This window comes from Limnohabitans sp. DM1, assembly GCF_001269385.1.
GTDB lineage: Bacteria > Pseudomonadota > Gammaproteobacteria > Burkholderiales > Burkholderiaceae_C > Limnohabitans_A.
This window is the reverse complement of the sequence record NZ_CXOO01000060.1, coordinates 12,598-31,181: the sequence shown is the minus strand read 5'-3', so window position 1 is coordinate 31,181 and position 18,584 is coordinate 12,598. Positions and strand designations below refer to the sequence as shown.

Below are 18,584 nucleotides of genomic sequence, written 5' to 3'. Positions count from 1 at the left end.
AGGGACTGACCATGGATTCAATCAGCAAGCAAGAATTTGGCCACCGCATCGATCTGGTCTGGCGCCGTCAAAGTTGGCGCATGTCCGATCCCCGCCCAAGTCTGCAGGTCTGCCCGAGGGCCACGTTGCGTCATCGCCGTGGCCGTCTCGGCAGTCAGCAAATCAGAATCAGCACCCCGAATGAGCAAAGTCTGCGCCTTGATCTGGTCATACAGCCCCCACAAGGCGGCCTCGCCTGCAGCCGCAGCTTCGGGCGTCAAGGCACGCAGGGCCTGACCAATGGCCGGGTCGTAATGCAAAGTCACGGCCCCCTCGGCGGCGGGGCGAATCATGTGGGACGACATGTCCAGCCAGACATCTTCGGGCACAGGGCCAAAGCCTTGCGAAATCTCGCGTATGGCCGCTGCTGCTTGAGCCAGATCACGAAACTGACCATATTGCCCCACATACTGCTGCATGCGCTGCACCGACGACCAGGTGATTGCAGGCCCCACATCGTTGAGCACCAGGCGACGAATAGGCGCAGGCAATGACAGACCCGGTTGACCGGCCACCACCATGCCGATCAGCCCGCCCATGCTGGTGCCCACCCAATCGAGCGACTGCCAAACAGCGCCAGCCCCTTGCTGCGCATGCACTTGCGCCAACAAAGCCAACATGTCCGCCACATATTGAGGCAGCTGATAGGCCATGGGTTCGCCCAGCCACTCACTGCGCCCACGCCCCACCACATCAGGGCAAATGACTTGCAAAGGCTGCGCACTGCGCGCCACCAAGGCTTGGGCCAGGCGGTCAAAATCCCGTCCCTGCCGGGTCAGGCCGTGCGCACACACCACCACACGGCTGGCCCGGGCATCGCCCCAGCGCCAATAGGCCATGCGGTGCTGGCCCTCGGCATGGGGACAGGTGACGAACTCAAGGGAAGGCGGTGTCAAAGAGTTGTGCATGACAATCCGAAACAAACAGATGACGCCTCGGGGAAAACTGCCCCTGTGCGGCGCCATAATGGACTTTTAAGCATCCTAATTCATCTTTCGGAGTGGAAAACATGTTGCAAGGTAAAACAGCACTGGTCACAGGTTCAACCAGCGGCATCGGACTGGGCATTGCCAAGGCTTTGGCCAAGCAAGGCGCCAACATTGTGCTCAACGGTTTTGGCGATGCCGAAGGCCCCAAGGCCGAAATCGCTGCCTTGGGCGTGAAAGTGGCTTACCACGGCGCCGACATGAGCAAAGCCGCTGAGATTGAGGCCATGATGAAGTTCGCCGCCGACACCTTTGGGCGTGTCGACATTCTGGTGAACAACGCCGGTATCCAGCATGTGGCCAAGATCGAAGACTTCCCCATCGAGCGCTGGGACGCCATCATCGCCATCAACCTGAGCAGCGCCTTCCACGCCACCCGTCTGGCACTGCCCGCCATGAAAGCCGCCAATTGGGGCCGCATCATCAACGTCGCGTCCATCCACGGCCTGGTTGGCTCGGCCGAAAAGTCGGCCTATGTGGCCGCCAAGCACGGTGTGGTGGGCCTGACCAAGGTCACAGCACTCGAAAACGCCACCACCGGCGTGACTTGCAACGCCATTTGCCCAGGCTGGGTGCTCACGCCCCTGGTACAAAAACAAGTAGACGCAAAGGCTCAGGCCATGGGTTTGAGCAACGAAGAAGCCAAAAAAGTCCTGCTGCAGGAAAAAGAACCCTCCATGCAATTCACCACCCCCGAAGAGCTGGGCGAGCTGGCCGTGTTTTTCTGCTCTGCAGCAGGCAACAACGTGCGCGGCGTGGCCTGGAACATGGACGGCGGCTGGACGGCGCAATAAGCCATGGCCACCTCCAACCGCCTTGACAAAGTCGTGATCGTCGATGACGACGCACGTATCCGCGACTTGCTGCGACGCTACCTTTCGCAAGAGGGTTTTGACGTGTTGCTGGCTGAAGATGGGCGGTCGCTGGACCGCATCTTGCAGCGCGAAACCATTGACCTGATCGTGCTCGACCTGATGCTGCCGGGCGAAGACGGCCTGAGCATCTGCCGCCGCATGCGCGGCGCTGGCAACAAAACGCCCATCATCATGCTGACTGCCAAAGGCGAAGAAGCCGAGCGCATCAACGGTCTGGAAATTGGCGCCGACGATTACCTGGGCAAGCCCTTCAACCCGCGTGAATTGTTGGCCAGAATCCAAGCCGTGTTGCGCCGCAGACCGCAGACAGAAGTCCCTGGCGCCCCCGCAAGTGACAAGGAAGTGGTGAACTTCAGTGAATTCACATTCGATCTGGGCGCGCGTTCTCTGAGCAAACACGGCAAAGACATCGCCTTGACCACCGGCGAATTTGCCATGCTCAAAGCCTTGGTCAGGCACCCGCGTCAACCGCTGACACGCGACAAACTCGCCCAATTGGCCCGAGGCCGGGACTTCGAGCCATTTGACCGCAGCCTCGACGTGCAAATCTCCCGACTGCGCAAAATGCTGGAACAAGACCCGGCCTCGCCCAAGATCATCCAGACCGTTTGGGGTGTGGGCTACGTGTTTGTGCCAGACGGTCAACCGTGATCAAAACGCCATTTTCCAGCGCAGACAACGACACTGCCGCCAAGCCGCCACGCAGGCTCAAATTGAGCCTGTTTTGGCGCACCTTCTTTTTGCTCACTTTGCTGATTCTTTTCAGCAGTCTGGCCTGGCTGCAAATGTTCCGCACCCAGGAATACGAGCCACGCATCTTGCGCAATGCGCACCAGATCGCCACTGTGGTCAACATGACCCGAAACGCCTTGATGCACACCGACGCCATCGCCCGGGTGTCGCTGCTCAAATCACTGGCCGATGAAGAAGATTTCAAGATCCAAATCCGCGAGCCGAGTGACCGCATCGTCCCATTTGGCGCCACGGGCATGGAAAAACGCCTGATCCTCGAAATGGTGGCACGCCTGGGGCCGAGCACCGTGATCGCATCCCGGGTCAACGATGCCACCGGCCTGTGGGTGGGCTTCGAAATCGAGCGCGACAGCTACTGGCTGCAAATGGACCCCGAACGCCTGCAACCCCTGGGCGGCTCGACTTGGTTGATTTGGTTGCTCCTGGCCATGGCCCTGTCGCTGGTGGGCGCCGCCGTGATGGCCGGCTTGATCAACCGCCCGCTCAAACGCCTGTCGCTGGCCGCCAGCCAGCTGCGCGAAGGCCACTTCAACACCTCGACACTGGACGAAGACGCCCCCACCAGCGAAATCCGTGAGGTCAACATCGGCTTCAACCGCATGGCCGAGCGTCTGGCCAAAATCGAAGCCGAACGCGCCCTCATGCTGGCGGGCATTTCGCACGATCTGCGCACGCCTCTGGCCCGCCTAAGGCTGGAAACCGAACTCAGCGTGAACGACCCCGAAACGCGCGAACTGATGGCGGCCGACATTGCGCAACTGGATGAAATCATTGACAAATTCCTCGACTACGCGCGCCCCGAACCCAGCAACTTGGGCCCAGTGCTGCTGTCGGGTGTGATCAGCCGCTGCATTGCGCCATTCCGGGCCAACCCGCGAATGCACATCACCGTGGATGTGGCCGAAGACCTGCATGTTCGAGCCGAAACAGTCGAACTGGGTCGTGTGCTGTCGAACTTGCTGGAAAACGCCCGTCGTTACGGCCAAAGCCCCAGCGACGGCATCACCCGCGTCGAAATCGTGGCCCGGGTACACGACGGCTGGGTGCTGCTGCGCGTGCGCGACCAAGGCCCGGGCGTGTCCGAAGACACCCTGAAAAACCTGACCCAACCGTTTTACCGGGGTGACACCGCACGCACATCGGCCACCGGTTCGGGCCTCGGCCTGGCCATCGTAGAGCGCTCAGTACAGCGCATGGGCGGCACGTTTTCGGTGTTCAACAACAGCGCAGGCGGCCTGATGGCGCTGATGAAATTCAGGCAAGCCGACATCCTGTGAACAGCGCCCTGACAGCCCACGTCGTCCTCTTCGAATAACGACCCACAACATCCTCGTAGGTCAGTCGTCGAAGACCCCTACAAATGACGGGTCAAGGTTTGGTCAACAAAGCCACCGCCCGCGCTTCCATGCTCTGGCCCATGCCCACGGGGCCAAGCTTCTCGGCGGTCTTGGCTTTCACGTTGACCTGATCGGCGGCAACGCCCAGGGCTTGGGCCACCGAGGCGTTGATCGCCGCCATGTGCGGCGCGAGCTTGGGAGCCTGGGCCACGATGGTGCTGTCCACATTCACCAACTCCCAACCACGCTCACGCACCCGGCGCATGGCCTCGGTCAGCAGCACGGATGAATCAGCGCCTTTGAACTGCACATCGGTGTCCGGAAAATGCCGTCCGATGTCGCCCAAACCCGCCGCGCCCAGCACCGCATCGGTGATGGCGTGCAGCAGCACATCGGCGTCTGAATGGCCCAGCAGGCCCGAGGTGTGGGGAATCTCCACCCCGCCCAAAATGAGCTTGCGCCCGGGCACCAGGGCATGGACATCCCAACCTTCACCGACTCTGAAACTCATGACCTGCTCCCCAAAATAGCCTCGGCCAACGCGAAATCGGCCGGGTAAGTGACTTTGAAATTCTGTGCCGAGCCTTCGACAAGACGGGGCTTCATACCCAGCCGTTCGATGGCACTGGCCTCGTCGGTGATGCCTGCAAAACCACTGCCCGCCACATCAGCCAGCGCATCGTGCAGCATCTGCAAACGGAACATTTGCGGGGTTTGAGCGAGCCATTTGTGTTCACGCGGTACGGTGGCAGTCACGCGCCCACCCTCTTCGGTTTTGAGCGTGTCGGGCAAAGGCAGGGCCAGCAGGCCGCCCACTGCATCGTGCTGGCAAGTGTCGATCAAGCGGCTCACCGAATCGGGCGACACCAGACAACGCGCCGCATCGTGCACCAGCACCCAGTCTTGCGGGTCAAGGCCTGCGGCCAGCATGGCTTGAAGGCCGTTGAAAACGCTCTCGGCACGGCTGGCACCGCCGCAAGCCAGGCGCTTGAAACGCTGGGGCCAACCCTGCTCGGCCCAGACATGGTCATCACCGGGCGACAAAATCACCCAACCACTGGCCAGTTGAGGCACCTGCGCCAAAGCCTGCAGCGTGTGCATGACCATGGTCTGTCCGGCCACCTGTTGGTATTGCTTGGGTTGCACCGTGCCCGCACGGCTGCCCGTGCCCGCACAGGGGATGAGGGCGTGGAAACATGTTGAGATGCTGCGGTCGGTCATAGGCTGAGATTGTAGTTTTGCAGGTTGGCTTCTTCGGCCCGGACAGGGTCTGATGTGACGTAAACAATTGTCGGGGCTGAAGCCGCCGACCTACAAATACCGTGGCGCCCCGTAGGTCGACAGCTTCAGTTCCGACATGGCCCGGTGCGCCAAAGGCCCGGTGACGGGACCCAATCCGACCCACCGACCACTGTGCTTATTGATTCGGCACGCGGAAGTTTGAATTTTTTGCGCCGTCACTGCTTATAGATTCGGCCCGATAAAGTCTGAGCCGTGTGTTGCCAGTTGGGAGGATTTTGTGGGAGATTGCCAGCCAAGCGAAAAGCCTGTGGTCCACAAGCGTCTGATCGCCAGCAGGGCTAGCTCCCACAAGGTGCAAGGTTGAAGTCACCCTGCAAACTTCACAGGGCCGGATCAATAAGCCGACCCACCGACGACTGTGCTTAACGAGCACCATCGGCCTGCCCAAGGTCACAAAGACTCTAAAATCACCCCCGACTTCCATTTCCACACCCCCCTCCATTTCGGCGGGGGGTGTTTTGCTTTTTTCATCGCCATTGCCCAGCGCACACACCATGCAACTGCCCAGCCTGATCACCGGCAAACGATTCACCCTGCCCCGCCCCGCCGGATCGGCCGATGCCGTGCTGCTGGCCCAACTGGCGCAGCGCGAAAAGAAAGCGGGCAAGCTCACCGCCATCGTCACGGCTGATGCGGCCGATGCCCAGCGCCTGATGGACGAGCTGGTGTTTTTTGCGCCCGATCTGCGTTGCGTGATGTTCCCCGACTGGGAAACCCTGCCCTACGACACGTTTTCGCCGCACCAGGACTTGATCAGCGAGCGCTTGGCCACGCTGTGGCGCATCAAGCAGCGCAACCACGCCGAGAGCGCCGACGTGGTGCTGGTGCCCGCCACCACGGCGCTGTACCGGCTGGCGCCGCCCTCCTTTTTGGCGGGCTACACCTTCGAATTCAAGGTCAAGCAAAAGCTGGACGAAGCCCAGCTCAAGGCCCAGCTCACGCTGGCGGGCTACTCACATGTGAGCCAGGTGGTCAGCCCCGGCGAATACGCGGTGCGCGGCGGCTTGATCGATTTGTTCCCCATGGGCTCGCTGGTGCCTTACCGGGTGGATTTGTTTGACGACGAGATCGACAGCATCCGCACCTTTGACCCCGACAGCCAGCGCAGCCTGTACCCCGTGCCCGAGGTGCGGCTGCTGCCCGGTCGCGAGTTCCCCATGGACGAGGCCGCCCGTGCGCGATTCCGAAGCCGCTGGCGCGAACTGCTCGAAGGCGACCCGACCAAGAGCCGCATCTACAAAGACATGGGCAACGGCGTGGCCACGGCGGGCATCGAGTACTACCTGCCGCTGTTTTTTGAAGAAACCGCCACGGTGTTCGACTACCTGGGCGCAGGGCAAGCCGATGCGGCCACCGTGGTGCTGCACGGCGATCTGGAACCTGCCTTTCAGCGCTTTTGGCAAGACACTCGCGACCGCTACCGTTTGGTGCAAGGCGATCCAGAGCGGCCCGTACTGCCGCCCGATGCGCTGTTTTTGAGTGCCGAGCAGTTCTACACCCTGACCAACGGCCACGCCCAACTGGCCCTGCGCCCCGGCACAGCCGATGTGGCCGACAACACCCTCGCCCAGCCCCTGCCGGAGTTGACGGTGGTGCGCGGTGCCGAAGACCCGCTGTCGCGCTTGCAAGCCCACATCCGCAGCAGCGCCAGCCGCGTGCTGATCCTGGCCGAGAGCGATGGCCGCCGCGAGAGCCTGCTCGACTTCGTGCGCTCCAGCGGCCTCACGCCCCCGGTGTTTGACAGCCTGCAAGAGTTTTTGGCCAGCGACGAAAAAATCGGCATGGCCACCGCCGCGCTGGTCAGCGGTTTCCACTGGTTCGAGCACAACATCGACCTGGTCACCGAAACCGAACTCTTTGCCGCAGGCCCCACCACGCGCCGCCGCAAAAAGCAGGAACAGGTCAGCGACGTCGAAGCGCTGATCAAAGACCTGAGCGAGCTGAATGTGGGCGACCCGGTGGTGCACAGCCAGCACGGCATTGGCCGCTACCGGGGCCTGATCAACATGGACATGGGCCAGAAAAACGAAGACGGCACGCCCGCCCTGCAGGAGTTTTTGCACCTGGAATACGCAGGCGATGCCACGCTCTATGTGCCCGTGAGCCAGCTGCAGTTGATCGGCCGCTACACGGGCGTGAGCGCCGACGAAGCGCCGCTGCACAAGCTGGGCTCTGGCCAGTGGGAAAAAGCCAAACGCCGCGCCGCCGAGCAGGTGCGCGACGCCGCTGCCGAGCTGCTCAACATCTACGCCCGCCGCGCCGCTCGCGAGGGCCATCCTTTCCGCTACAGCCCACAAGATTACGAAACCTTTGCCAACGACTTCGGTTTTGAAGAAACCGCCGACCAAAAGGCCGCCATCCACTGCGTCATTCAAGACATGATCAGCCCCCGGCCCATGGACCGCTTGGTGTGTGGCGACGTGGGCTTTGGCAAGACCGAGGTCGCGCTGCGGGCCGCTTTTGTGGCCGTCACAGGCGGCAAACAAGTCGCCCTGCTGGCCCCCACCACGCTGCTGGCCGAGCAGCATTACCAGACGCTCAAAGACCGCTTTGCCAAATGGCCCGTCAAAGTGGCCGAAGTCTCGCGCTTTCGCTCGGGCAAAGAAGTCACCGCCGCCCTCAAAGGCATTGCCGATGGCACGGTGGACATCGTGGTCGGCACGCACAAGCTGCTGAGCGAATCCACCAAGTTCCACGACCTGGGCCTGCTCATCATCGACGAGGAACACCGCTTTGGCGTGCGCCACAAAGAGGCCATGAAAGGCCTGCGGGCCGAAGTCGACGTGCTCACACTCACCGCCACCCCCATCCCCCGCACCATGGGCATGGCTTTGGAAGGCCTGCGCGATCTGAGCGTGATTGCGACTGCGCCGCAACGCCGCCTGGCCATCAAGACATTTGTGCGCAACGAAGGCACGGGCGTGATCCGCGAGGCGGTGCTACGCGAACTCAAACGCGGCGGCCAGTGCTACTTTTTGCACAACGAGGTCGAGACCATCGAGAACCGCAAGCAAAAGCTCGAAGAAATCCTGCCCGAAGCCCGCATCGCCGTGGCCCACGGCCAAATGCCCGAGCGCGAGCTGGAGCGCGTCATGCGCGACTTTGTTGCCCAGCGCTACAACATCTTGCTGTGCTCGACCATCATCGAGACCGGCATCGACGTGCCCACGGCCAACACCATCGTGATCTCTCGCGCCGACAAATTCGGCCTGGCCCAGCTGCACCAGCTGCGTGGCCGCGTGGGCCGATCGCACCACCAAGCCTATGCGTATTTGATGGTGCCCGAAATCGAAGGCCTGACCAAACAAGCCGCCCAGCGACTCGACGCGATCCAGCAAATGGAAGAATTGGGCAGCGGCTTTTATTTGGCCATGCACGACCTGGAAATTCGCGGCGCAGGCGAGGTGCTGGGCGAAAACCAGAGCGGCAACATGCTCGAAGTAGGCTTTCAGCTCTACAACGAAATGCTGTCCGAGGCGGTGCGCTGCCTCAAAGCGGGCAAAGAGCCGGACTTGCTCAACCCGCTCACCGCCACCACCGACATCAACCTGCACGCCCCCGCCCTGCTGCCCAACGACTACTGCGGCGACGTGCACCTGCGCCTGAGCTTTTACAAAAAGCTGGCCACTGCCAAAAGCAGCGACCAGATCGACGCCCTGCTCGAAGAACTGGTGGACCGCTTTGGCAAGCTGCCCCCGCAGGCGCAAACCCTGGTGGACGTTCACCGCCTGCGCGTGCTGACCCAGCCCTATGGCGTCATCAAGGTCGACGCCGCCCCGGGCGTGATCCAAATCACCTTCAAGCCCAACCCACCCGTGGACCCCATGGCCATCATTGGCCTGATCCAGAAAAACAAACACATCAAGCTGGCGGGCAACGACAAAATCCGCATCGAACGCGAACTGCCCGACCCCAAGGCAAGGGCGCAGATGGTGCGGGATGTGCTGCGGAGTTTGGGGACGCCGTTCGTGGAGTTGGCGGCAGTTCAACCGTGAGTTTGCAGGGGTCGTCAAACCCCTTGCGGTCATACCTATATAACCAAAAGTTATCTAAAATCCTTCACAATCTGCAACTGTGTGCTGATGGAATTGGCCATCTGTGTAAACGACCGGTCATTGCTGGCGATGGGGCACTTGTGGTCGACAGCCATGGCTTGCAGGACAAGTGCACACCCTCTCAAATAAATGGCCTGAGACACAGCAAAAGCTTTACTCAACACTGGACCTCATCTTTTCACCATGAGCATCAGCCACTACATCAAGGACATCGGACGCGGCAAAGACGGCGCGCGTGCACTCGGTCGCACACAAGCCGCTGACCTGATGGGCCAGATTCTTGACCAGCAAGTGAGTGACCTGGAGTTGGGCGCTTTTTGCATCGCCATGCGCATCAAGGGTGAGACGCCCGAAGAGATGGCGGGTTTCCTGGACGCCACGCATGCCCGTCTGAGCAAGGTGGCTACAGGGCAAGCGCCCACCGTGGTGCTGCCCAGCTACAACGGCGCCCGCAAACTGCCGGTGCTCACGCCCTTGCTGGCCCTGCTGCTGGCGCGTGAAGGCGTGGCGGTGGTGGTGCACGGCACGGTCACCGAAGACAAGCGGGTCAGCAGTCAAGCGGTCTTGGCCGAGCGGGGTATTTCAGCGTCCGGTGCCTCGACTCAGGTCAAAGCCGGTGAAGTAGCGTTTGTGCCCACGGGCGTGCTGCACGACGGGCTGGAACGCCTGCTGGCCGTGCGCCGGGCGGTGGGCCTGCGCAACCCTGGGCACAGCTTGGTCAAGCTCATGAACCCTTGTGAGGGTCCTGCCCTGGTGGTGAGCAGCTACACCCACCCCGAATATTTGCAGTCTATGTCAGCCACCTTTGCGTTGACAGGCCAGAACGCCCTGCTGCTGCGCGGCACCGAAGGCGAAAGCGTGGCCGATGCCCGGCGCACCCCAGCGATGGACGTTTTCAAAGACGGCCAGACACGGCGCGTGCAAGACCAGAAAGAAGGCTCACTGGTGCAAGTACCCGAACTGCCCACGGTTGACGCAGCAGCCACCGCTGTCTACACCGAACATGTGCTGCAAGGCCTGTTGCAGGTGCCCGAGGCCATTGCACTGCAAGTCCAACACATCCTGCGCGAGGTGAGAACATGAACACCCCCATCCAAGGACGTTGCACACTTGTCGGCGCTGGCCCCGGTGACCCCGATCTGCTAACCCTCAAAGCCGTCAAAGCCATCGCCAGCGCCACCGTGCTGCTGGTGGACGATCTGGTCAATGACGCAGTTCTGGCACATGCCTCGCCCAGCGCACGCATTGTGCATGTGGGCAAGCGCGGCGGCTGCAAGAGCACGCCGCAGGCCTTCATCGACAAGCTGATGATCACTGCCGTGCACGAAGGCGAACATGTGGTGCGCCTCAAGGGCGGCGACCCCTTCATCTTTGGCCGGGGCGGCGAAGAAGTCGAACACCTGCGCGAAGCGGGCATTGATGTGCAGGTGGTCAACGGCATCACCTCAGGGTTGGCCGGTATGAGCAGCCTAGGCGCCCCGCTGACCCACCGCGAACATGCACACGGCGTGGTGTTTGTGACGGGCCACGCCAAACCCGGCGACGCTGGCCCCGACTGGGCACTGCTGGCCAACACTGCGCACCAGGCCAAATTGACGCTGGTGATCTACATGGGCGTGAGCAGCCTGGCGCAGATCCGCAGCGGCTTGCTGAAGGGCCTGCCCGCACACACGCCCGTGGCCATCGTGCAGCACGCCAGCCTGCCCGAGCAGCGTGAAGCACTGACCACGCTGGACGCGTTGGCTGACACCATGGCCCGCGAAGGCCTGCAAAGCCCCAGCATCATCGTGGTGGGCGACGTGGTGCAAGGTGCGCGGGCATGGGCCGCGCAGCCACATGCTGCACAAAAACTGGCCTGAATTCAGCCCCAGCTGCGCGTGAGCAGCTCATCCAGTGCATCGGCAATCGCCTGACCCTGATCGGCCAGACTGCCTACGCATGGCCCCAGCTGATCGCTGGCAACAGACACCATGTCCAGCGGGTGCAAGACCAAGGCCTGGCCCTTGATCTTGAACACCGGGTTCATGCGCGTGCCTGCCAGTTGGGTGCCCGCAGGCAATGCCGAACGCAGTACCAGTGGGACGACGACACGGCGGCGGTAACCCTCAAACAAGGAAGACTGAACCACCACGACCATGGGCACAGTGGCCCGCATCGGGCCGGGGTTCAGATGAACGTCAAATTGCGGCATGTGCCTTGGCCGTGCGCGTCAAAGCGTGGAGTGGCCATCGGCGTAGGAGCCCGATGCGTCGTGAAGCGTATTCCAGTCGGCCACCGCCTGCTGCGCTTGCTGGCGGTGATTTTGGCGTGCTTGCCGCTGCGTGATCACATAGTCTTGCAGCATCTCTTCGACCTTGGCCGACAGGTTGCCGCAATAAGCGCGAGACTCTTGCACCAGGGCTTCACTGAGTGAGAGATTGACGGGCTTCTTGACTGAGGTTTCGCGATCTGGCATGACAGACACTCCTTTCATGCGCATTCTATGCGCATGAAAAACACCCCAAATTGTCAGCTGAGCAGACTCCAACCCTGCACTGCTTTGGAGCACCTAGCGCGGTCCGTATGGCTGGGGTCTTGCCGTGCAAGCGAACCAACTGCAGCCTCACCCAACCCTTAAACTCCCTGCCATGAATCAATGGGATGTGGTGATCGTGGGTGCCGGGGCTGCCGGTTTGTTTTGCTCAGGCGTGGCGGGCCAGCGCGGCTTGAAGGTGCTGGTCATCGACCACAGCGACAAAATCGCCGAAAAAATCCGCATCTCTGGCGGTGGGCGCTGCAACTTCACCAACCGGCTGCTTGACGCAACGGCCCCGCAAAAGCACTTCATCAGCCAAAACCCGCACTTTTGCCGCTCGGCCCTGTCGCGTTACACCCCACAAGACTTCATCGATTTGGTGCAAAAGCACGGCATCGCGTTTCATGAAAAGCACAAGGGCCAGCTGTTTTGCGACCACTCGGCCGAAGACATCATCCGCATGCTGTTGGCTGAATGCCAGGCAGGCGGCGTAGAAATCCGCACCGGGTGCAGTGTGAAGTCTGTCCAAGCGCCCACAGAAGACAACACCCACTACACCCTGGGCACGAGCGATGGCCCCGTGCAAACCACCACACTGGTGGTGGCCACAGGCGGCCTGTCCATCCCCAAAATCGGGGCCAGCGACTGGGGCTACCGCATTGCCAGCCAGTTTGGTTTGCGTCTGGTCGAGCGCCGCCCTGGCCTGGTGCCCCTGACCTTTGACGGCGAAGCCTGGGCGCCTTATGCGCAGCTGGCTGGGCTCGCTTTACCCGTGGGCATCGAGACGGGCGAGAAAAAAGGTCGCATGCACTTTGACGAAGACCTGCTGTTCACACACCGGGGATTGTCGGGGCCGGGCGTGCTGCAAATTTCAAGCTACTGGCAAGAAGGCACACCCATTCGCCTGAACCTGGCCCCCGAGGTGAACCTGCCCGAGCGTCTGCTAGAGGCCAAGCTGCGCTCAAAAAAACTGCTGGGCAATGAGCTGGCCATGCTGGTACCCAACCGCTTGGCCGAGGCCTGGGTGGACCAAAACCCCGCCTTGCAGCGCCCCTGCCCGGATGTGCCCGACAAGGCGCTCACTCAACTGGCCGAAGCCCTGTCGAGATGGTCACTCACACCCACGGGCAGCGAGGGTTACAAAAAAGCCGAGGTCACGCTGGGCGGGGTGGACACGCGCGATGTGTCTTCGCAAACCATGGAGTCCAAACAGCCCGGGCTGTACTTCATTGGCGAGGTGATCGACGTGACCGGCTGGCTGGGCGGCTACAACTTCCAGTGGGCCTGGGCCAGCGCCCACGCTTGTGCGCAGGCTTTGGCAGAAAAGCACTCGGCCTGACAAACCACCGCTCAGCTCAACACGGCAGCGGTCTTGCTGGTGTGGGGTTTGGTGGCTGCAAGGGGCTCGACCCCTTCCGAAGCCAGCAGCACGCCTTCGCTGCGAAAACGCATGCAAATGTCAAACATCAAATCGGAAATCAGGCCCTTGTGGCCGTTGTGCAGGTCGTTGATCCAGAAGCTGGTCTCCAGCGTCACCTCGCCAGCAGCCACTGAAGCGATGAGCACATCCCCAGCGGGATCGGGCAGCACGCGCGGCGCGTTTTTGAGCGATTGCAAAATCAATTCACGCGCCCGGGGATAATCGGCCACATCGGCGATTTTCAACAAAAAAGACACCCGGAAATCGTCATTGCTCAGGGTGTGGTTTTGCAGCACACCCTTGATCACGCTGCTGTTGGGAATCAGGCTTTCGGTGCCGACCGCATCGCGCACCACCAGGGCGCGGCTGCTCATTTGCACCACACGCCCAGTGATCTTGTCGATGGTCACGTAATCGCCCACCTTGAGCGCCCGCTCCAGCAGCACATATAAACCGCTGACATAGTTGACCACGAACTCCTGCAAACCAAAGCCCAGGCCAATGCCCATGGCACCGGCAAAAGCGGCCAAGGTGGTTAGATCAATGCCCGAGCTGACCAGCACGCCCACCAAGGTGAACACAAATATGCCCATGCTGAACAGGCGCGTCAGGATCAGGGCGTCGTTGCCCTGAATGGTTTCCTGGCGCGCATAGCGCTGCAGCAAGCGGTCCACCACGTCTGCAATTTGCCCTGCCACCGTGAGCGCCACCACCCCCATGAGCACGCCAGTGACGATGTTGGCCCCTTTGAACACCTGCTCGCCAATGGAAAATTCGATGGCCTGAATATGGCTGATCAAGGGCTGGAAAAGGCCGAAAAAAGTCAAGACAGCCACGACCACTGCGGCCCACTCGATCAGGTGCAAAAAAATGCGCAAGACTTCGTGCGGGTGCAAAACATAGCGGAAAAACCAGCCCGCGCTGCGGATGACCAGCACCCATAAAGTCAACGACAGGACTTTCCACAAAACCATCAGCTCATGGGCATTCAAGCCATACAGCCAGGCAGCCCCAAAAAGGCTGGACAGGCACCACACGGCCACCACCGCAGGTCCCATGACTTGCACAGCGTGATACCCATAAACAGACCAAGGGCCACGCACCGTCAAACGGACCAGCACCCAAGGCCGCACGGCATAACCGGTCGCAATGCTGAGCACGCACAGCAAACATTGCAGCGAAAAACTGCCCAAGGGCAAACTTTGGTAGGCGTGATAGGCCATGGATTGGAAAAACCCATCCCCACTCATCACCACCTGATCGATCTTCATGAAATTCATGGCCATGCGCTGACTCCCCATGTGCCTCAAAAACTGAAGCGCCTGCCCAGCTGAATAAACATGTTGTAAACATTGCCAGAGCCTCTGGCGGCACCCAGATAAATGTCTCCAATCTTGCTGTCCACCGCCACAAAAGCGGTTGCGCTGTAGCGGGTGCGAAACGCATCACCCTGCAGCCAAGCATCGCCGGCCTCCAGCACGGTGCCCACATAAGTTCTTTGCTTGAGCAAGCCACCTTCGGTCAATCGGTACATGTAGGTGCCTTGCACATGGGCCAGCTGAGTGCCTGCCAACTGCCCCATGCGGTAAGCCCCCATGAGCTGAAACCCCCCCAAAAACAGCAGCGTAGGAGATGAGCATTTTTGACAATCCCGGGTCAGTTTTTCCTGAGCCAGATTCATCCCAAGGTTGAAGATGTGCGGGCCAAAACCGTAAGCCACTTTGGCGCTCAGGCGCCCTGTCCCATAAGGGTTACCCGACAAGCCCTGCTCGACACTGGCATTCAAGTAATAGCCCTTGGTCGGGAAGCTCAGCGAATCCAACTGGTCAATGTGAAGTTGGGTTTTGATGGCTTGGTACCGAAAATCACTGCCGCCGCCACCTTGCGACGTTAACAATTCATTTTCAGTGTCAAAGCTGCGGCGAATGAAACCTGAAGTCAAACCCAGTTTGATATAGGCTTTGCGCTCCAAGTCATAAACCAGTTGCGTGTCCCAGGTTTGCACCGTTTGGTTGAAATAGGCCAGTTTTTGCGTACTCAGATCATCGCGGTCGATGGCCGTGCGGTAAATGGGCAGGTGGTTACGGTCCAAAGACACACCGGTTTCCACACTCCAGCGCCGGGACAAGGGCTGGTAAAAACGCGCGGCCAGTTCCGTCTGCGTGCCCAGCCGCGCATCCAGCGCAAACTCCAGACCCGACTCGGTCAACCACGGTCGACGATAACCCAAGCCGGTCGAAAACTGAGTGACCCCACTGGCTTCTGTGGAAAACCCCAAGGTGGTTTTCATGAAATGCGGGCTGTAGGGCTTTTCCCGCACCTGCACGATCAGCTTGTATTGCTCGCCTTGCTGTTGCTGAAGGCTATAGCTGACCAGGTCAAAAAAACCGCTGGTGTAGAGCTCATCAATGTAGCGCTCGATCTCAACGGAGGAAAACTCCTGATCCAGCATGGGCGACAACATCGAACGGATGTAAGCCTCTGGCACATCCTTTTGGCCTTTGGCTTCAATGGCCACAATGCGCTTTTCACGCTGATTGAACGACAAACGATGTGCGACAGGCTTGTCCGGGGTCTGCGCGAAATGCACTTTCAAAGCCACCCAGCGATCCGCCACATCCGATACGGCCACTTGGCCGCGCTGCACGATCTCGGCAGCGCGGTTGAAATCTGCAAACCCAATGTCCTGCAATTGGGGCTTGACCAGCACGTCCTGAGCACGCAGCAAGGACAGGTTCCTTTTTTCGTTTTGGCGAATCAAGATGTCGATCATCCGATTGGCCACCACCAGTGCATGATTGGCTTGTTCTGCACGGCCGTCATCTGTTCCACCGGCCAAAAACGAGGCAACGATCACATCCGCGCCCTCCTGCAAGGCCACCTCGATGGGCAAGTTGGCCACCAAGCCACCGTCGACATAAGTCTCGCCATCCACCTCCACCGGGGCAAACACCGCCGGGGCCGCCATGCTGGCACGAATGGCCAGGTGCAAGGCCCCACGGTCAAAGACCTTCATCTCGCCATCCCGGTAACGTGTGGCCACGGCCCGAAAAGGAATTTTCAGATCATTGAAATTCACCTGCGGCGGCACATGCGCGGTCAATTCCTGCAGCAAAGCCAAAAAGCGCTGCCCATCACTGACACCCCGTGCAAAACTCAAGGCCCCGCCCTTGACCCCGAATTCCAGTTCCACCGGATACTTTTGCTGGTAGGCACGGGAGCGCGAAGGCAGCTCCAGCCGGTTGAGTTGATCCAGCGCCACCTTGGCCGGGTCCAGCCCCCCGATCACGTGCTCGATGTCGTCTGTGGACAAACCGCTGGCGTACAAACCGCCAATGACAGCCCCCATGCTGGTGCCCACGATGCGGGCAATCGGAATGTGGTCCCGCTCCAATTGGCGCAGCACGGCCAAGTGGGCAAAGCCTTTGGCACCGCCACCGGCTAGCACCACCACCACGGAAGGCGGCTTGCCAGGAGCAAGTGCGGGCGCAGTCCCTTGCCCCCAGCTCAAACCACCCGCCAGGCACATCAGCCCTGTTAACAGCCATTTATGAAAGCTCATTGCGCAATACCCACAGGTTTAAATTTATTCATTTATGCTTCATTTTATTGATTTTCACAGATGAAACCCAAGAACACCCTTATTCATTCGTGACAAGCTGTGAGCCGATTTCAGCAAGCCCCGATCACAACCTGACGCAACAGCCTGTGTGCATTCCGGATGGGGCTATAATCGCAGGCTTTGCTGGCAAACCCCCGTCTGCCAAATACTAGTTCGTGACGGGGAACCGCTGGTATCGGGTAGCAAGGCTCGATCTTCCTTGCTGCAGCGACCGGCACACATTTTGGAAATTTGATTCAATGACCACCATCCGCGTGAAAGAAAACGAGCCGTTTGACGTCGCCCTGCGTCGCTTCAAGCGCACCATCGAAAAACTCGGTCTGCTGACAGACTTGCGTGCCCGCGAGTTCTACGAAAAGCCCACCACTGAGCGCAAGCGCAAAAAAGCTGCAGCCGTGAAGCGCCATTACAAGCGCGTTCGCAGCATGCAACTGCCCAAGAAGCTGTACTGATCACTTCTTGCATGGCCTGCAACAGGCCTGCGCACAAGCCCGCTGGAGGACGCTCAGGCGGGCTTTGTTGTTTCTGCACCCCCACTTTTTAACATCCAGGAGCCCCACCATGAGCCTGAAAGACCAGATCACCGAAGACATGAAATCCGCGATGCGCGCCAAAGACAGCGAGCGCCTGGGCACCATCCGCTTGCTGCTGTCGGCGATGAAGCAAAAGGAAGTGGACGAGCGCATCGAGCTCGACGACGTGGCCGTGGTGGCCATCGTGGACAAGCTGATCAAACAACGCAAGGATTCGATCGCCGCCTTTGAGCAAGCCGCCCGCCAGGACCTGGCCGACAAGGAAAAAGCCGAAATGGCGGTGTTGCTGGCCTATTTGCCTGAGCGCATGTCGGCCGAAGAAGTCACAGCTGCCGTGCAGGCCATCGTGGCCGAACTTGGAGCCAAAGGCCCCGGCGACATGGGCAAAGTCATGGGCGCGGTCAAAGCCCAGTTGGCTGGCAAGGCGGACATGGGCCAGGTGTCGGCAGCGGTGAAAGCGGCGCTGGCGGGTTGAGTTTAGTGGTCACGGCAGCAAAGGCATCAAACTAGCGCGTCAAAGCGGGCTCGGCGATTTCTTCCAGATCGCCCGGCTGCCGCCCTGTCGCCTTCCCGATGCACCTTCAGGCTTGTGCCTTTGCGCCACGGCCAAGGCGCGCACACGCAGGATGTGCATGGCCCGGGCCAGGGCCTCGCGTTCATCGGTGTTGAAGTCTTGCATGACCTCGTTGTGCACCTGAACCACGCGGGGGAAGATTTGCCAGTACAGCTGCATGCCGGACTCCGTCAGTTGAACCCTCGCCTTGCGGCCATCGCCAGGCACGGGCTGCCGATCCACCAAACCCTTGGTCATCAGGCCTCGCAGGGTTTTGGAGGCTTGCGATCGGTCCACCGTGGTGCGGGCCGCCAGGTCCGAGGGCGACATGCCCCCGAGTTCGGCCAGCATGGCCGCAAACTGCCACTCCTCGCGGGTGATGCCGTACTCGTTTTCGCAGATGCGGGTCACCAACGAACCGCTGATGCCCAGGAACTCGTGCAGCTGAAAATTGAGCAAATCGAAGATCGACTGCGGGTTTTCAAAATGAGGCAGCGGGTCGGGGACCGCCAAGGATGCTTTGGGAAAACCCATGTTTGCAACAGCCTGTCTACGGGAAAGACCTGAGGATAATGGATTTTTTCCATTACCCCC

Annotated in this window: 17 protein-coding genes; 9 read left to right on the top strand and 8 right to left on the bottom strand. The window is 60.5% G+C overall.

What is annotated here, in order from left to right; translation table 11 throughout:
• Positions 1-17: 17 nt before the first annotated feature.
• Positions 18-947 (bottom strand): alpha/beta fold hydrolase, encoded by a 930-nt coding sequence (locus AMM33_RS19735; protein ID WP_194945598.1) that lies wholly within the window; start codon positions 945-947, stop codon positions 18-20.
• Positions 948-1,048: 101 nt separating this feature from the next.
• Here AMM33_RS19735 and AMM33_RS19730 point away from each other — a divergent pair, with 101 nt between their 5' ends.
• Genes AMM33_RS19730 through AMM33_RS19720 form a run of 3 tightly spaced genes read left to right on the top strand, consistent with a single transcriptional unit; the run spans position 1,049 to position 3,930 of the window.
• Entirely contained in the window at positions 1,049-1,819 is a 771-nt protein-coding gene (locus tag AMM33_RS19730; RefSeq protein WP_090142958.1) for a 3-hydroxybutyrate dehydrogenase, read from the top strand.
• A 3-nt stretch (positions 1,820-1,822) separates the two neighbouring features.
• On the top strand, positions 1,823-2,551 hold the full coding sequence (ompR, locus tag AMM33_RS19725; protein WP_090142957.1) for an osmolarity response regulator transcription factor OmpR: 729 nt from the start codon (positions 1,823-1,825) through the stop codon (positions 2,549-2,551).
• Positions 2,548-3,930, top strand: a complete 1,383-nt coding sequence (locus AMM33_RS19720; RefSeq protein WP_090142956.1) for an ATP-binding protein — start codon at positions 2,548-2,550, stop codon at positions 3,928-3,930. The genes ompR and AMM33_RS19720 overlap by 4 nt, the downstream gene beginning before the upstream one ends.
• Positions 3,931-4,021: 91 nt before the next feature.
• On the opposite strand, the gene ispF is transcribed toward AMM33_RS19720, so the two are convergent.
• Together ispF and ispD are read right to left on the bottom strand one after the other, a co-directional pair.
• Complete coding sequence (gene ispF, locus AMM33_RS19715) at positions 4,022-4,501, bottom strand: 2-C-methyl-D-erythritol 2,4-cyclodiphosphate synthase (protein ID WP_090142955.1); 480 nt, start codon at positions 4,499-4,501, stop codon at positions 4,022-4,024.
• Positions 4,498-5,211, bottom strand: coding sequence for a 2-C-methyl-D-erythritol 4-phosphate cytidylyltransferase (gene ispD, locus AMM33_RS19710; RefSeq protein WP_090142954.1), 714 nt, complete (start codon positions 5,209-5,211; stop codon positions 4,498-4,500). Before ispD ends, ispF begins: the two co-directional genes overlap by 4 nt.
• A gap of 575 nt (positions 5,212-5,786) precedes the next feature.
• On the opposite strand from ispD, the gene mfd reads away from it, so the two are divergent.
• The 3 genes from mfd (at position 5,787) to cobA (ending at position 11,206) form a co-directional block, all read left to right on the top strand.
• The gene (gene mfd, locus AMM33_RS19700; protein ID WP_090142952.1) at positions 5,787-9,287 is read left to right on the top strand and encodes a transcription-repair coupling factor; all 3,501 of its coding nucleotides are present in this window, start codon (positions 5,787-5,789) and stop codon (positions 9,285-9,287) included.
• A gap of 243 nt (positions 9,288-9,530) precedes the next feature.
• Positions 9,531-10,430 (top strand): DNA-binding protein YbiB, encoded by a 900-nt coding sequence (gene ybiB, locus AMM33_RS19695; protein WP_090142951.1) that lies wholly within the window; start codon positions 9,531-9,533, stop codon positions 10,428-10,430.
• Positions 10,427-11,206, top strand: a complete 780-nt coding sequence (gene cobA / locus AMM33_RS19690) for a uroporphyrinogen-III C-methyltransferase (RefSeq protein ID WP_090142950.1) — start codon at positions 10,427-10,429, stop codon at positions 11,204-11,206. Before ybiB ends, cobA begins: the two co-directional genes overlap by 4 nt.
• A 2-nt stretch (positions 11,207-11,208) precedes the next feature.
• On the opposite strand, the gene AMM33_RS19685 is transcribed toward cobA, so the two are convergent.
• Positions 11,209-11,538, bottom strand: a complete 330-nt coding sequence (locus AMM33_RS19685; RefSeq protein WP_090142949.1) for a CcdB family protein — start codon at positions 11,536-11,538, stop codon at positions 11,209-11,211.
• Positions 11,539-11,556: 18 nt separating this feature from the next.
• The gene (locus AMM33_RS19680) at positions 11,557-11,802 is read right to left on the bottom strand and encodes a type II toxin-antitoxin system CcdA family antitoxin (RefSeq protein ID WP_194945597.1); all 246 of its coding nucleotides are present in this window, start codon (positions 11,800-11,802) and stop codon (positions 11,557-11,559) included.
• A gap of 172 nt (positions 11,803-11,974) precedes the next feature.
• Between AMM33_RS19680 and AMM33_RS19675 the strand changes: the two genes are divergently transcribed.
• Positions 11,975-13,201: a BaiN/RdsA family NAD(P)/FAD-dependent oxidoreductase gene (locus AMM33_RS19675; RefSeq protein ID WP_090142947.1), complete on the top strand. Its 1,227-nt coding sequence runs from the start codon at positions 11,975-11,977 to the stop codon at positions 13,199-13,201.
• Between the two features lie 11 nt (positions 13,202-13,212).
• On the opposite strand, the gene AMM33_RS19670 is transcribed toward AMM33_RS19675, so the two are convergent.
• Together AMM33_RS19670 and AMM33_RS19665 are read right to left on the bottom strand one after the other, a co-directional pair.
• Positions 13,213-14,568 (bottom strand): mechanosensitive ion channel family protein, encoded by a 1,356-nt coding sequence (locus tag AMM33_RS19670; protein WP_194945596.1) that lies wholly within the window; start codon positions 14,566-14,568, stop codon positions 13,213-13,215.
• A gap of 20 nt (positions 14,569-14,588) precedes the next feature.
• Positions 14,589-16,844 (bottom strand): patatin-like phospholipase family protein, encoded by a 2,256-nt coding sequence (locus AMM33_RS19665; RefSeq protein ID WP_090142945.1) that lies wholly within the window; start codon positions 16,842-16,844, stop codon positions 14,589-14,591.
• Between the two features lie 299 nt (positions 16,845-17,143).
• Here AMM33_RS19665 and rpsU point away from each other — a divergent pair, with 299 nt between their 5' ends.
• Complete coding sequence (gene rpsU, locus AMM33_RS19660) at positions 17,144-17,356, top strand: 30S ribosomal protein S21 (protein WP_053175654.1); 213 nt, start codon at positions 17,144-17,146, stop codon at positions 17,354-17,356.
• 109 nt (positions 17,357-17,465) lie between these two features.
• The gene (locus tag AMM33_RS19655; protein WP_090142944.1) at positions 17,466-17,912 is read left to right on the top strand and encodes a GatB/YqeY domain-containing protein; all 447 of its coding nucleotides are present in this window, start codon (positions 17,466-17,468) and stop codon (positions 17,910-17,912) included.
• Positions 17,913-17,951: 39 nt separating this feature from the next.
• Here the strand turns inward: AMM33_RS19655 and AMM33_RS19650 are convergent, their stop codons facing one another.
• Entirely contained in the window at positions 17,952-18,524 is a 573-nt protein-coding gene (locus tag AMM33_RS19650; protein ID WP_090142943.1) for a MarR family winged helix-turn-helix transcriptional regulator, read from the bottom strand.
• Between the last annotated feature and the right edge of the window lie 60 nt (positions 18,525-18,584).

What these genes read in the sequence shown, in the direction of transcription:
- AMM33_RS19735 (WP_194945598.1), bottom strand. Translation starts at nt 947, where the DNA reads ATGCACAACTCTTTGACACCGCCTTCCCTTGAGTTCGTCACCTGTCCC.
- AMM33_RS19730 (WP_090142958.1), top strand. Translation starts at nt 1,049, where the DNA reads ATGTTGCAAGGTAAAACAGCACTGGTCACAGGTTCAACCAGCGGCATC.
- ompR (WP_090142957.1), top strand. Translation starts at nt 1,823, where the DNA reads ATGGCCACCTCCAACCGCCTTGACAAAGTCGTGATCGTCGATGACGAC.
- ispF (WP_090142955.1), bottom strand. Translation starts at nt 4,501, where the DNA reads ATGAGTTTCAGAGTCGGTGAAGGTTGGGATGTCCATGCCCTGGTGCCC.
- ispD (WP_090142954.1), bottom strand. Translation starts at nt 5,211, where the DNA reads ATGACCGACCGCAGCATCTCAACATGTTTCCACGCCCTCATCCCCTGT.
- mfd (WP_090142952.1), top strand. Translation starts at nt 5,787, where the DNA reads ATGCAACTGCCCAGCCTGATCACCGGCAAACGATTCACCCTGCCCCGC.
- ybiB (WP_090142951.1), top strand. Translation starts at nt 9,531, where the DNA reads ATGAGCATCAGCCACTACATCAAGGACATCGGACGCGGCAAAGACGGC.
- cobA (WP_090142950.1), top strand. Translation starts at nt 10,427, where the DNA reads ATGAACACCCCCATCCAAGGACGTTGCACACTTGTCGGCGCTGGCCCC.
- AMM33_RS19685 (WP_090142949.1), bottom strand. Translation starts at nt 11,538, where the DNA reads ATGCCGCAATTTGACGTTCATCTGAACCCCGGCCCGATGCGGGCCACT.
- AMM33_RS19680 (WP_194945597.1), bottom strand. Translation starts at nt 11,802, where the DNA reads ATGCCAGATCGCGAAACCTCAGTCAAGAAGCCCGTCAATCTCTCACTC.
- AMM33_RS19675 (WP_090142947.1), top strand. Translation starts at nt 11,975, where the DNA reads ATGAATCAATGGGATGTGGTGATCGTGGGTGCCGGGGCTGCCGGTTTG.
- AMM33_RS19670 (WP_194945596.1), bottom strand. Translation starts at nt 14,568, where the DNA reads ATGGCCATGAATTTCATGAAGATCGATCAGGTGGTGATGAGTGGGGAT.
- AMM33_RS19665 (WP_090142945.1), bottom strand. Translation starts at nt 16,844, where the DNA reads ATGAGCTTTCATAAATGGCTGTTAACAGGGCTGATGTGCCTGGCGGGT.
- rpsU (WP_053175654.1), top strand. Translation starts at nt 17,144, where the DNA reads ATGACCACCATCCGCGTGAAAGAAAACGAGCCGTTTGACGTCGCCCTG.
- AMM33_RS19655 (WP_090142944.1), top strand. Translation starts at nt 17,466, where the DNA reads ATGAGCCTGAAAGACCAGATCACCGAAGACATGAAATCCGCGATGCGC.
- AMM33_RS19650 (WP_090142943.1), bottom strand. Translation starts at nt 18,524, where the DNA reads ATGGGTTTTCCCAAAGCATCCTTGGCGGTCCCCGACCCGCTGCCTCAT.